This window comes from Stenotrophomonas acidaminiphila, from assembly GCA_002951995.1.
GTDB classification, from domain to species: domain Bacteria; phylum Pseudomonadota; class Gammaproteobacteria; order Xanthomonadales; family Xanthomonadaceae; genus Stenotrophomonas; species Stenotrophomonas acidaminiphila_A.
In genome coordinates this window covers 2,919,262-2,933,040 of sequence record CP019797.1, presented here as the reverse complement: position 1 = coordinate 2,933,040, position 13,779 = coordinate 2,919,262, and the positions used below count along the sequence as shown (strand labels likewise).

At 72.3% G+C, this 13,779-nt stretch carries 10 protein-coding genes; 8 read left to right on the top strand and 2 right to left on the bottom strand.

Annotated features, from left to right (window positions below; all coding sequences use genetic code 11):
* Positions 1-2 precede the first annotated feature (2 nt).
* A complete protein-coding gene (locus B1L07_13120) occupies positions 3-2,930 on the top strand; it encodes a hypothetical protein (protein ID AUZ55866.1) in 2,928 nt (975 codons plus the stop codon).
* Between the two features lie 76 nt (positions 2,931-3,006).
* Here B1L07_13120 and B1L07_13115 read toward each other — a convergent pair whose 3' ends face one another.
* Positions 3,007-3,510 carry an acyl-CoA thioesterase gene (locus tag B1L07_13115; protein AUZ55865.1) on the bottom strand — a complete coding sequence of 168 codons (504 nt, stop codon included), beginning with the start codon at positions 3,508-3,510 and terminating at the stop codon, positions 3,007-3,009.
* Between the two features lie 130 nt (positions 3,511-3,640).
* Positions 3,641-4,876 (bottom strand): methionine adenosyltransferase, encoded by a 1,236-nt coding sequence (locus B1L07_13110; protein AUZ56603.1) that lies wholly within the window; start codon positions 4,874-4,876, stop codon positions 3,641-3,643.
* 221 nt (positions 4,877-5,097) lie between these two features.
* Here B1L07_13110 and B1L07_13105 point away from each other — a divergent pair, with 221 nt between their 5' ends.
* From B1L07_13105 to B1L07_13075, 7 genes are all read left to right on the top strand, one after another.
* On the top strand, positions 5,098-6,810 hold the full coding sequence (locus B1L07_13105) for a GNAT family N-acetyltransferase (GenBank protein ID AUZ55864.1): 1,713 nt from the start codon (positions 5,098-5,100) through the stop codon (positions 6,808-6,810).
* Entirely contained in the window at positions 6,807-7,721 is a 915-nt protein-coding gene (locus B1L07_13100; protein AUZ55863.1) for a UDP-2,3-diacylglucosamine hydrolase, read from the top strand. The genes B1L07_13105 and B1L07_13100 overlap by 4 nt, the downstream gene beginning before the upstream one ends.
* A 108-nt stretch (positions 7,722-7,829) precedes the next feature.
* A complete protein-coding gene (locus B1L07_13095; protein ID AUZ55862.1) occupies positions 7,830-9,185 on the top strand; it encodes a transporter in 1,356 nt (451 codons plus the stop codon).
* On the top strand, positions 9,182-10,192 hold the full coding sequence (locus B1L07_13090; protein ID AUZ55861.1) for a hemolysin secretion protein D: 1,011 nt from the start codon (positions 9,182-9,184) through the stop codon (positions 10,190-10,192). The genes B1L07_13095 and B1L07_13090 overlap by 4 nt, the downstream gene beginning before the upstream one ends.
* Complete coding sequence (locus B1L07_13085) at positions 10,177-11,361, top strand: ABC transporter permease (protein AUZ55860.1); 1,185 nt, start codon at positions 10,177-10,179, stop codon at positions 11,359-11,361. Before B1L07_13090 ends, B1L07_13085 begins: the two co-directional genes overlap by 16 nt.
* Entirely contained in the window at positions 11,358-12,482 is a 1,125-nt protein-coding gene (locus B1L07_13080) for a hypothetical protein (GenBank protein AUZ55859.1), read from the top strand. Before B1L07_13085 ends, B1L07_13080 begins: the two co-directional genes overlap by 4 nt.
* A 90-nt stretch (positions 12,483-12,572) precedes the next feature.
* Complete coding sequence (locus tag B1L07_13075; GenBank protein ID AUZ55858.1) at positions 12,573-13,634, top strand: hypothetical protein; 1,062 nt, start codon at positions 12,573-12,575, stop codon at positions 13,632-13,634.
* The last annotated feature ends 145 nt before the right edge of the window (positions 13,635-13,779 follow it).

Here is a 13,779-nt window from a genome sequence, read left to right as displayed (position 1 = left end):
CGATGCGCGAAGGCGAGGGGAGCAGTGGCGACGCGACGCGTTACCACCGGGTCAAGCAGATCGTGCTGCAGGCGCTGGACCTGCAGGGCAGCGCCCGCGAGGCGCTGATCGAACGCGAGGCGGCCGGCGATGCAGCGCTGGCCGAGGAGGTGCGGGCGCTGCTCGCCGGCATGGAGGCCGACCAGACGCTGGTGGTGTCGTGCCGTTCGCCGGGGCTGCCGCCGCCCGACCCGGGGCAGGACCTCAGCGGCCAGGAGGCATCGGCCGACGCCAGCCGCGAATACCGCCTGCTGCAGCGCCTGGGCGCCGGCGGCATGGGCGTGGTGTACCTGGCCGAACGCAGCCACGGCGGCTTCGTGCAGAAGGTCGCGCTGAAGCTGCTCAACCCGGTGGCCGAGGCGTCGCAGGAACTGCGCGCGCGCTTCGCCCGCGAGCGTGAACTGCTGGCGCGGCTGGACCACCCGGGCATCGCGCGCCTGCTCGACGGCGGCATTCTCGCCGATGGCCGCCCGTTCCTGGCCATGGAATACGTCGAGGGCGAGCGCGTGGACGTCCACGCCGCGCGGCTGCCGCTGGACGAGCGCATCGCGCTGTTCGTCAGGATCTGCGAAGCGGTGGCCGAGGCGCACCGCTGCCTGGTCATCCACCGTGATCTCAAGCCGGCCAACATCCTGGTCGACGCGCGCGGCCAGCCGCGCTTGCTGGACTTCGGCATCGCCCGCCTGATCGACGAGGACAGCGCGGCGGCCGGCGATACGCGTACCGGCCAGCATGCCCTCACCCTGGCTTATGCCAGCCCCGAGCAGCTCGCCTGCCAGCCGCTGACCACCGCCACCGACGTCTACTCGCTGGGCGCGGTGCTGTACCAGCTGGTCTGCGGGCAGCTGCCGTTCGCCGACATCGACAACCCGGCCGGCCTGTACAACGCCATCGCCAATACCGACGTGCCGCCGCCAAGCCGGCGGCTGCGCGCCGACGGTGCGCCACGGCGGCGCGGGCGCGCGGTGCCGGCCGACATCGACGCCATCGTGCTCAAGGCGCTGCGCAAGGAGCCCGACCGCCGTTACCCCTCGGTCGCGGCGCTGGCCGAGGACCTGCGCCGGTACCTGGAGCACCGCCCGGTCAGCGCCCGCGCCGGCGAACGCGGGTATCGCATGCGGCGCCTGCTGCGGCGCAACGCCTGGCCGCTGGCCGCCGCGGCGCTGGTGCTGGTGTCGGTGCTGGGCGGGCTGCTGGCCTCGGTGCTGGCCCTGCGCGAGGCCAAAGCGCAGCAGGCGCTGGCCGAACGCCGCGGGCGGGAGCTGCAGCGGATCGTCGATTTCCAGCGCGGCACCCTGGAAAGCGTCGACATCCAGGCAATGGGGCGCTCGCTGGCCGCGGCGCAGAAGGACATGCTGCTCAAGGCCGACGCCGCCGCCGGTGGGCAACTGGCCTCGCCGCAGGTGCTGCAGCTGGTGGATGCCGCGGCCGCGCGTGGCGCCACCGATCTGGCCCGCGATGCGCTGGAGACCTACGTGGTGGCGCACGCGCTGGACCGGATCGGCAACGAGGTGAGCGACGACGCCGCGCTGGCGGCGGAGTTGCGGCAATCGCTGGCCGGCGTGCTGCACGCCATCGGCAGCAACGTCAGCGCCGAGGCGCAGTTGCGGCAGGTGCTGGAGCAGCGGCAGGCGCTGGCAGCGGACAGCCCGGAGCGGCTGTCAACGGAACTGGCGCTGGCAGGGGTGCTGGTCACCCTCGGGCGCGCGGACGAGGCGCAGCGCCTGTACACGCAGGTGCACGCCGCCACCGCGGCACGGCCGATGAGCGATCCGCAGCGGCTGGAGGCCGAACTGGGGCGCGCCATCCTGATGATCATCCAGGGCCGCTTCGACGACGCCATCGCCGCCTACGACGCGATCCGCGCGGGTGTCGGCAGCGCGCTGCCGGAAAGCGACGAGCGCCTGCTGCGCCTGCGTCGTTACCGCATCGATGCGTTGATCCAGGCCGGCCGGCGCGACGAGGCCGGGCCGGAGGTCGAAGCGCTGCTGCCGCTGTACCAGCGTGCGCTGGGGGCGACGCATCGCGACACGCTGTACGTGGCATTGGTGCAGGCCAAGCTGCTGCGCGAGCAGAAGCAGTTCGAACAGTCGCAGGCCGTGGCCCGCAACGTGGCCGACGTGCTGGCGCGGCGTTACGGCGAAGACCATCCGGACACGGTGTCGGCGCGCTACCTGGTGGCGACCAACGGCTTCGCGCTGGCCGGCGACGACGCGGCGCTGGCCAGGGTCCAGGCCGAGATCGAACGGGTCATCGACTACCGGCGCCAGCAACAGGGCGAAGACAGCGCCCAGGCCGTCTCGCCGATGACCGGCCTGGTCGGCGTGCTGAACAAGCGTGCCATGCTGGCCGACGACCCGGCCGCGCGCGCCGGATTCATGGCGCAGGCGCTGCGGGTGCAGCAGGCGGTGCTGGATTCGCACCTGCGCCACCGCGGTCCGGACCATCCCAATACCCTGCTGGCGCAGGGCAGCCTGGCGAGCCTGCTGCACCGGCAGGGGCGCCATGCGCAGGCGCTGCCGCATGCGCAGCGCTGCCTCGAGGGCCAGCGCCGCACGCTCGCCCCGGACCACCCGATCATCGCCGGCACCTGGAGCCTGAATGCCGACATCCTGCTGGCCCTGGGCCGGCTGGAGCCGGCGCGCGCGGCCTACGCGACGGCATTGGAGCTGCGCGCGCGCAAACTCGGCGCCGAGGCGTCGCCCACGATCGAAACCGCCGCGCGCCTGTACCGGCTGCTGCAGCGCATGCAACGGGTGGACGATGCGACCGCGCTGCGCACCCGCTACCTGGACCCGCTGCTGAAGCGTGACCCCGCGCAGCTGGATGCCGGGATGCGTTCGGTCCGCGAGCAGGCCCGCGAGGTGATCGCCGCGGCCGGCGGCCGCTGACCCGCAGCGGCAGGCGGCGTACGCCCCGCCGCGCTCCGGTTGGCGGCGCCCGCCCGTGGGCGCGGCCGCCGCGGTGCTACGGTGCCGGCGTGGTGGCGCTGCTGCCGAGCAGCTCGCGGTGGCGCTGCTCCATGTCCTGGCGCAGCTGGCGGCGGATCTGCGCGGCGGCATAGCGGCGCTTTTCGTCGCCGGTCGCCGGCTGCAGCGGCGGCACCGGCGTGGGCCTGCCGTCGTCGTCCACCGCGACCATGGTGAAAAAGCAGCTGTTGGCGTGGCGCACGCTGCCCTGGCGGATGTCCTCGGCCACCACCTTGATGCCCACTTCCATCGATGAGGTGCCGGTGTAGTTCACCGACGCGAGGAAGGTGACCAGCTCGCCCACCGCGATCGGCTGGCGGAACATCACCTGGTCCACCGACAGGGTGACCACGTAATTGCCGGCGTAGCGGCTGGCGCAGGCGTAGGCCACCTGGTCGAGCAGGCGCAGTACCGCGCCGCCATGCACCTTGCCGGAGAAATTGGCCATGTCCGGGGTCATCAGCACGGTCATCGACAACTGGTGGGACGTGGGCTCGGACATGGGCATTGGCGCGAAGGGGGAGCCGCAGGCTAACCCGGCGCGGTGGCCGGATGCACCCCCGGCCGCTGCCCGCAAACGGAAAGGCCGCCCCTGCGGGCGGCCTTTCCGGTCAACGCTTGCCGGGCCGGGCTTACTTGAGCTTGGCGGCCTTGCGCAGCGCTTCGGCGCGGTCGGTCTTCTCCCAGGAGAACGCGGTGGCGTTCTGGGTCTTGCCGTCGCCGTCGACGTACGAGAATTCCTTCGGCTTGCGGCCGAAGTGGCCGTAGGCGGCGGTCTGCTGGTACATCGGGTGGATCAGATCGAGCATCTTGATGATGCCGTACGGGCGCAGGTCGAAGTGCGCGCGGATCAGCTTCTCGATCTGCGCGTCGGCGATCTTGCCGGTGCCGAAGGTGGTGACCGAGATCGAGGTCGGCTCGGCCACGCCGATGGCGTAGGAGACCTGCACTTCGCACTTGTCGGCCAGGCCGGCGGCGACCACGTTCTTGGCCACGTAGCGGGCGGCGTAGGCGGCCGAGCGGTCGACCTTGGACGGATCCTTGCCGGAGAACGCGCCGCCACCGTGGCGGGCCATGCCGCCGTAGGTGTCGACGATGATCTTGCGGCCGGTCAGGCCGCAGTCGCCCACCGGGCCGCCGATCACGAAGATGCCGGTCGGGTTGATGTGCACCTTGTTCTTCGGCAGCGCGTCCAGCCACGCCTTCGGCAGGACCGGCTTGAGGATGTGCTCGCGCACGGCCTCGATCAGGTCCTTCTGCTTCACGCCCGGGTCATGCTGGGTCGACAGCACCACCGCGTCCACGCCCTCGATCTTGCCATCCTGGCCGTAGCGCAGGGTGACCTGGCTCTTGGCGTCCGGGCGCAGCCACGGCAGCGGCGAGTTCTTCTTCTTGCGGACCTTGGCCTGCTGCTCGACCAGGCGGTGCGAGTAGTAGATCGGCGCCGGCATGAATTCCGGGGCTTCGTTGCAGGCGTAGCCGAACATCAGGCCCTGGTCGCCCGCGCCCTGTTCTTCCGGCTTCTTGGCCTTCTTGTCGGTGCCGTCGACGCCGGCGGCGATGTCCGGCGACTGCTTGCCCAGCATGTTGATGATGGCGCAGGTGTGGCCGTCGAAGCCGACGTTGGAGTTGTCGTAGCCGATCGCGTTGATGACGTTGCGGGTCAGCTCTTCGATGTCGACCCAGGCCGAGGTGGTGACCTCGCCGGCGACGATCGCCGCACCGGTCTTGACCAGGGTTTCGCAGGCGACGCGGGCGCGCTTGTCCTGGGTCAGGATCGCGTCCAGCACCGCATCGGAAATCTGGTCGGCGATCTTGTCCGGATGGCCTTCGGAGACCGACTCGGAAGTGAAGAGATAGCTGGACATGAGCTTGTATCCCTGTATGCGGATGAAAAGATAGCCGCGCATGATACACGGCCGGGGCACCCCGGGAATAGTGCAGGGCCGGTTGTTGCCATCCGGTTAATAAACCGGTTCACCCAGCCCGCCGCCCGCGGCCGGGCGTCACCGAACTGCCGCAAAACCGCAACCGCGCTGCCGCCTGGCGGGCGCAGGCTGCCGGCCAACCGGGCCGTCGGACCACCGCCATGCACCAGATCGAGCAACGCCTGCAGCAGCGCTATCCCGAGTGGTTCCATGGCCCGCGCGGGCACTTGGCGCGGCCGCTGCTGCGCAGCGTGGGGCGCTGGTCGCGGCTGGACCAGGTGCAGGCGTTCCTGCGCCACAACGGCGAGCGCCGCGGCTTCGCCTTTGTCCAGGCCGCGCTGGACTTCCTGGGCAGCCGCTACCAGCTGGACCGTGGCGCGCTGGAACGGATCCCCGCCCGCGGGCGGCTGCTGGTGGTCGCCAACCACCCCTCCGGCGCGCTCGACGCGCTGGCGCTGCTGGACGCGGTGGGCCAGGTGCGGCGCGACGTGCGCATCATCGCCAACGACCTGCTGGCCGACCTGGAGCCGCTGCGCGAGCTGCTGCTGTCGGTACGGATCCTCGGCGGCCGCGCGCGCCGTGACAGCCTGCGCGCGGTGGAGCAGGCGCTGGCGGCCGAGCAGTGCGTGATCGTGTTCCCGGCCGGCGAAGTGTCGCGGCTGTCGCTGCGTGGCATCCGCGACGGCCGCTGGAACCGCGGCTTCGTGCGCTTCGCCAACGCCACCGGCACGCCGGTGCTGCCGGTGCGGGTGCAGGCGCGCAACTCGGCGTTGTTCTACGGCGCCTCGGCGCTGTTCAAGCCGGCCGGCACCGCGCTGCTGGCGCGCGAGATGTTCGCCCGCCGCGGGCGCCCGCTGCGGCTGAGGGTGGGGCAGGCCCTGCACCTGGACCCCGCGCTGGACCCGGCGCTGCAGCTGCAGGCGGTACGGCGCGCGCTGTATGCGCTCGGTGCCGACGACGCGCCGGCGGGCGCTGCCGTCGACGGGCCCGAACCGCTGGCCGCGGCGATCGCCGCCGAGCGGGTCGCGGCGGAGATCGAGGCCGCCGACCTGCTCGGCCAGACCGGCGACGGCAAGCAGATCCGGCTGGCACGCTGCGCCGCCGGCTCGCCGCTGCTGCTGGAACTGGGGCGGTTGCGCGAGCTGACCTTCCGCCGGGTCGGGGAGGGCACCGGGCGCAGCCGCGACCTGGACGACTTCGACCTGCTGTACCAGCACATCGTGGTCTGGGATGCGGCGCAGCAGCGCATCGCCGGCGCCTACCGCATCATGCGCGGCGCCCAGGCGCTGGCGCGCAGCGGCCTGGCCGGGCTCTATACCGCGGCGCTGTTCCGCTATGCCGACGATGCCATCCCGCGCATCGCCGAGGGCATGGAGCTGGGCCGCAGCTTCGTGGTGCCCGACTACTGGGGCAGCCGCAGCCTGGATTACCTGTGGCAGGGCATCGGCGCCTACCTGCGCAGCCAGCCGGGCGTGCGCTACCTGTTCGGCGCGGTATCGATCAGCGCGGCGTTGCCGCGCGAGGCGCGCGAACAGCTGGTCGCGTACTACCAGCGCTACTACGGCGGCGGCCATGGCCTGGTCGAGTCGACCCGGCCGTTCCAGTACTTCGCCGCGCCGCCGTGCTTCGGCGACATGGATGCCGATGCCGCGTTCGAGGTGCTCAAGGCCAACCTGGCTGCGCTGGGCACCAGCGTGCCCACGCTCTACCGCCAGTACACCGATCTGTGCGAGCCGGGCGGCGCGCGCTTCCTGGCGTTCGGCGTGGACCCGGACTTCAGCGATTCCATCGACGGCCTGATCGAAGTGGACCTGCAGGCGATCCGCCCGCACAAGCGCCGGCGTTACCTGCGCGACGCCGGGGTGCCGGCATGAGCGCGCCGACCCCGCTGCTGCCGCACCGGCGCGCGGTGTTCATCTCCGACACCCACCTGGGCGCGCGCCATTGCCATGCGGCCGAGCTGGCGCGGTTCCTGTCCACGCTGCGCTGCGAACGCCTGTACCTGGTCGGCGACATCGTCGACCTGTGGTGGCTGGCGCAGCGGCGCGCCAGCTGGAACGCGGCGCACAACGCCGTGGTCGAGGCGCTGCACGGGCTGCGCCGCGCCGGCACCGCGATCATCTACATCCCCGGCAACCACGACGCCCCGCTGCGCCGGACCTGCGGGCTGATGCTGCCGGCGATGCAGGTGCGGCGGCGTGCCATCCACGTCACCGCCGATGGCCGCCGCCTGCTGGTGGTGCACGGCGACGACTACGACGGCGCGACGCGCTGGCATCTGCCGATGCCGACGCGCGCGGCGCGTGCGGCGACTTCCCCCATCGCATCGCCCGATGCCGGCGATGCGGTCGCCCCCTCGACCCAAGGCGGCTGGCGTCTGGTTCTCAGCCATCTGCAGTACGGCGTGGGCGACTGGCTCTACTACCGCATCCTCACCGGCAACCGCCTGCTCAACGCGCTGCGCCAGCGGGTCGGACTGCGCTACTGGTCGCTGGCCGAGTTCCTCAAGCGGCGCAGCGCCGCGGCCGAGCGCTACATCGAGCGTTTCGTGCAGGCCGGGCTGGACGACGCGCGCCGCCGTGGCCTGGACGGCATCGTCTGCGGCCACATCCACCGGGCCGCGCTGGTCGAGCGCGATGGCCTGGTCTATGCCAACGACGGCGACTGGGTCGAAAGCCTCACCGCCCTGGCCGAGGATCACGACGGCAGCCTGCGCCTGCTCGACCCTGCCGGGCGCAGCCTGGCGTGGCTGCCGCCACGCGCGCCACAGGCGCGGGCCGCCTGAGCTGGCCTGCATGCTGCGTCCTCACGGTGGCGGCGCTATGCTCGCCGCGGGCTGGGGAAAGGAGCATCCGCGGTGGCACACACGCAGTCGACGACCCGGGCAAGGGCGGTGTTGTTCGCGGCCTGGCTTCTGCTGGCCGCCACCGGCACCGCTGCCGCCAGCGTCGACGCGCCGCCGGCGTTGAGCTTCGAACAGGCGCGCGCGCGCCTGGAACAGGTCTCCGACGCGCTGGCCGCGGCCGACGCCGGGGTGCGCGGCAAGCAGGACCTGCAGGACGCCACCCGCTACCTGCGGCTGCCGGAAATCACCGGCGACATACGCCGCATGCAGTTCCAGAAATCGCTGGAGCTGCCACTGGGTTCGCTGGCACCGGTGGCCGAGGCGTTCGGCATCGAATCGCCGCTGCGTTTCGCCGAGCGCGACTGGCGCACCCGCCCGATCGTCACCGCCAGCGTGCCGCTGTACAGCGGTGGGCTGATCCCGGCGGCGCAGCAGGCGGCGCAGGCAGCCACCGCCCAGGCCGAGGCCGAGCGCGAGGCGCAGCGCCAGTCACTGGCGCTGCAGCTGGTGCAGGCCTATTTCGGCCAGCAGCTGGCCGAACGCGCGGTGCAGGTACGGCGCGAGGTCCGCGATGGCCTGCAGCGGCACCTGGACGACGCGCTCAAGCTCGAACGCGAAGGCTTCGCCAGCCGCGCCCAGCGCCTGCAGGCCAGCGTCGCCCGCGACAAGGCCGAGCGTGAGTACCAGAAGGCGCGCAACGACCTGGCCACCCTGCAGCAGGCGCTGGCCACGCTGCTGCGCAGCGGCGGCAACGTCGGCACCACTTCGCCGCTGTTCGTGATCGACGCGCCGCTGGAGCCCCGCGAGGCGTTCGAGCGCAGCGCGCTGCAGCGCCATCCGCAGCTCGAGCGCCTGCGCGCGCTGGGCCAGCAGGCCGAACAGGGCGTGCGCGTGCAGCAGGCCAGACTCAAGCCACAGGTCTACCTGTTCGGCCAGTACGACCTGCACCGCCGCGACGCCCTGCTCACCGATGCCGACTGGGCGTTCGGCATCGGCCTGCGCTACACCTTCCTGTCGCCGAGCGCGCGGCCGCTGCAGGTCAGCGCCGCGCGCGCGCAGCTGGAACAGGCGCGCGCCGGGCTGGGCGAGGCGGAGAACCAGGTGCGGCTGGGCGTGGGCAAGGCCTGGAACGAACTGGACACCGCGCGCAGCCAGTTCCGGCTGCTGGACAGCAGCATCGCCCAGGCCGAGGAGAACCTGCGCCTGCAGGAGCTGTCCTTCCGCGAAGGGCAGGCGACCTCGCTGGACGTGATCGACGCGCGCCTGGCGCTGGGCGCGGCGCGGGTGGAGCGGGCGCAGGCGGCCTACCAGTTCGATGTGGCGCTGGCGCAGCTGCTGGAAGTGAGCGGGCAGATGCAACGGTTCGACGACTACCGCCGGCGGGCGGACAAGGTGCTGGAATGAGCCAGACGGCGGGACACGACACGGGACCGCGGCGGCGCCGCGTTTTTGCCATCGCCGGCGTGTTGTTGCTGGCGCTGGTGGCGCTGGGGCTGTGGCTTGGCCTGCGTACCCCGGCCGACCAGGTGCAGGGCATGGCCGACGCCGACAGCGTCAACGTCGCCGCCAAGGTGACCGCGCGGCTGCACGCGCTGCACGTGCGCGAGGGCCAGCGGGTCGCGGCCGGGCAGCTGCTGTTCGAGCTGGACAGCCCGGAAGTCGCGGCCAAAGAGCGCCAGGCCGCGGCGGTGGTCGCGGCCGCACAGGCGATGGCGGACAAGGCCGAGGAGGGCGCGCGCAGCGAGGACATCCGTGCCGCCGAGGCCAACTGGCAGCGTGCCCGGGCCGGTGCCGAACTGGCCACGGCCACGTTCCGGCGGCTGGACACCCTGTTCAACGAGGGCGTGGTCACCCGGCAGAAGCGCGACGAGGCGCAGGCGCAGGCACGCAGCGCGGAGGAGCTGGCGCGGGCGGCGCGGGCGCAGTACGACCAGGCACTGGCCGGCGCGCGCCGCCAGGACAAGGCCGCCGCGCTGGCGCAGGTGCGGCAGGCCGAAGGCGCCAAGGCCGAAGTCGACGCCGCGCGCCAGGAAACCCGCGGCCACGCGCCGCTGGCCGGCGAGGTGAGCAAGCGCATGGCCGACATCGGCGAACTGGTGCCGGCCGGCTACCCGGTGTTCACCCTGGTCGACATCGACCACATGTGGGTGGCGCTGACCCTGCGCGAGGACCAGCTGCACGGGCTCAGGCCGGGGGCGGTGCTGCACGGCACGATCCCGGCCCTGGGCGGGCGCAGCGCCGCGTTCGAGGTCTATTTCATCAGCCCGGCCGGCGACTACGCCACCTGGCGCAGCACCCGGCAGTCATCCGGCTACGACGTGCGCAGCTTCGAGGTGCGGGTGCGTCCACGGCAGCCGGTCGACGGGTTCCGCCCGGGCATGAGCGTGCTGTTCGCATGGCCGCAGGGCTGACGCCGGGCAGCGGCGCCGCGTTCGCCGCGTCGCTGCGGCGCGAACTGCGCCACTGGCGCGAGGACCGCTGGGAACTGGCACTGGTCACGCTGGTGCCGCTGCTGCTCATGCTGCTGATGATGGCGCTGTTCTCCGGCGCGGTGCTGCGCCAGCTGCCGGTGGCGCTGGTGGACCTGGACGGCAGCGCCGACAGCCGCGCGCTGGCGCGCGCCATCGATGCCAGCCCCGGGGTGGCGCTGGTCGCCCAGCCGGCGTCACTGCAACAGGCACAGGCGCAGCTGCGCGCGCTGGAGGTGTTCGCCATCGTGCTGCTGCCGGCCGACATGAGCCGGCGCGCGCTGCGCGGCGAACCGGCACCGGTCTACGCGTTCTACAACGCCACCTACCTGGCCACCGGGCAATCGGCCGCGCGCGACATCGCCGACGCGGTGGCCGCGTACAACGCGCGCATGCTGAAGGAACGGATCGGCCTGCAGGCCGGGCCGGCGCGCCTGCGCGCCGCGCCGGTGACGGTGCAGGCCACGGTGCTGTACAACCCGGCGCGCAGCTACGAACTGTTCCTGCTGCCGCTGATCTTCCCGGCGGTGCTGTCGCTGCTCGCGGCACTGGCGGCCGGCGGCGCCTTCGGCCGCGAGCGCCGCGACGGCCTGCTGGCCACCTGGCTGGGGCGGCGGCCTTGGGCCGCCATCGCCGGCAAGCTGCTGCCCTACGTGGCGGTGTTCTCGCTGTACGGCGCTTTCGGCGTGCTGTACGTGGCCTACGTGCGTGGCGACGGCGTGGCCGGCAGCGTGTGGCTGCTGTTGCTGGCCCAGCCGCTGTTCTACCTGGCGTGCTGCTGCTTCGCGCTGCTGTTCATCGCCCTCACCCGCGACATGTGCACCGGGCTGTCGCTGGTCGGGCTGAGCATCGGCACCGCGCTGGCGTTCTCCGGCGCCACCTTCCCGGTGGTGGCGGCGCCGCTGTTCACCCGCGTGTGGAATGCGCTGCTGCCGCTCACCGCGTATGTCCAGCTGCAGATGCAGCAGCTGTTCATGGGCTCGCCGTGGACGGTGTCGCTGCGTCCGCTGGGCGTGCTGGCGCTGATGGCGGCGGTGGCCGGTGCCGGTGGTGCGCTGCTGCTGGCCCGGGCCGCGCGCCGCGCCGCGCCGCCGGTGCCGGTGCCGGCATGAGCCGGGTCGCCGCCAGCTTCCGCGCGACGCTGCAGGCGGTGTTCGCCGACTCGGCCGCGCGCACGGTGATGATCGGCGCGGTGCTGTTGTATTCGTTCTTCTACCCGGCGGCCTACCGTCACCAGGTCGCCAGCGACCTGCCGCTGGCGGTGGTCGACGCCGACCGCAGCGCCACCAGCCGCGCGCTGGTCCGGCATGTCGACGCGCTGCGCGCGGTGCGGGTGGCGACCCAGCCGCGCGACCTGGCGCAGGCGCGCGCGCAGCTGGAAGCCGGCCAGGTCGACGGCATCGTGCTGATCCCGGCGCGGCTGGAGCGCGACATCCTGCGCGGTGGCAGCGGCCAGCTGGTGTTGCTGGGCAATGGCGCCTACCTGGGCCGCGCCAGCGCCATCCTGGGCGGGCTGGCCGAGGGCATCGGCGCCTTCGGCCGCGACCAGGCGGTGCGCCAGGCCGGCTTCATGGGGCCGCCGCTGGCGGCACCGCTCGAACTGGTGCAGCGGCCGCTGTACAACACCCGCGAGGGCTACGGCAGCAGCGTGGTGCCGGGCGTGGCCGAGCTGATCGTGCACCAGACCCTGCTGCTGGGCATCGGCGTGCTGCTGGGTACCCGTCGCGCGCAGTCGGGGCAGCGCCTGCAGGTGGCGGCGCCGGCGCTGCTGGGCATGGCCGCGGCCTTCACCCTGGTGGCGGTGGCCGGGCTGCTCTACTACGCCGGCTTCAACGCCTGGGTGCAGGACTACCCGCGTGGCGGCAACGTGCCCGGCCTGTTGCTGGCGGTGCTGCTGTTCGCGCTGGCGTCGGTGGCGTTCGGTCTGTTCGTCGGCAGCTTCTTCAGTACCCGCGAGCGCGCCTTCCAGTACGTCACCGGGGTTTCGATCCCGCTGTTCTTCCTGTCCAACCTGTCGTGGCCGGCGGTGGCGTCGCCAGCGGCACTGGTGGCGCTGGCCAAGCTGTTGCCGACTACCGCGGGCATCAACGCCATCGTGCGCACCCAGCAGATGGGCGCGCGGGTGCCCGAGGTCGGCGGCGAACTGCTCAACCTGCTGTTGCTGGCGCTGCTGTACGCTGCGCTGGCGGCGTGGCGGCTGCGCGCGCGGCCGCCACGCCACCGTCCGGGGTAGCTGCCGGGCCCGCCCGGCACCGGGGGCGGCCGCGGATGCGCCCTGCAGGGCAAGCCCTGCATCCACGGCAGGGCCCGGCATAATGCGGCGATGGATTCCCTCAGCCAGATCGTCCTCGGCGGCGCCATCGCCGCCGCCATCGCCCCGGCCGGCCACCGCCGCGCGGCGCTGCTCGCCGGTGCCGCGCTGGGCACGCTGCCCGATCTCGACGGGCTGCTGATCATCGCCTTCACCCGCGACCCGGTGAGCCTGATGACGGTGCACCGCAGTTTCAGCCATTCGCTGTTCGTGCTGCCGCTGCTGGGCACGCTGATCTGGTGGCTGTACCGGCGCTTCGGCCATGGCCGGGTGGCGCAGGCGCCCGCGCGCTGGTGGTGGGCGATGGTGCTGGCGCTGGTCACCCATCCGCTGCTGGACGCGTTCACCGTCTACGGCACGCAGCTGTGGTGGCCGCTGATGCCGCACCCGACGATGTGGTCGAGCGTGTTCATCATCGACCCGCTGTATACCGTGTGGCTGGCGCTGGCCTGCGTGGTGGCGTGGTTCGCGCGGGCGCGGCCGCTGGCGCAGCGCGCGCTGGTCGCCGGGCTGGTGCTCAGCTGCGGGTACCTGGGCTGGTCGCTGCTGGCCAAGCATCTGGTCGAGCGCGATGCCGACCGCGCGCTGGCGGCGATGGGGCTGGCCGGCGCGCCGCGGTTCTCGGTACCGATGCCGTTCAACACGCTGCTGTGGCGGGTGGTGGCGATGACCCCGCAGGGCTACGTGGTCGGCGACCGCTCGCTGTGGGCCGACCACGGGCCCATGCGCTTCAGCGGTTACCCGTCCAATGTGCAGGCGCTGCGCCAGGCGCAGTCGATCCCGGCGGTGGCGCGGCTGCACTGGTTCAACCGCGGTTTCATGCGCGCGCAGGTGCGCGATGGCGAACTGGTGCTCAGCGACCTGCGCATGGGCCTGGAGCCGGACTACAACTTCAGCTTCGCCGTGGCCCGCGGGCAGGGCGGGCGCTGGGAGGCGATCCCGCCGCGGCAGCTGCGGCCCGTGTATCGCGATGCCGGTGGGCGCGCGGTGCTGGAGCAGCGGCTGGCGCAGGTCTGGCACCGTATATGGAACGATGAGGGCGTGATGCCGGCGGCGGAGGTGACGGGCGGCTAGGCGGGAGATTCCGGAAAAGGGCTTTATTTTCAAATTTAGAACAAATTGTGATTTTTATAGTGTTTGTTCTGAATTTGTTGGCAATTACACTGGCGCCCATTCCACGAATGGCCGCCTTGCCGGCTTTCCTTCCTTCCGGAGTCAC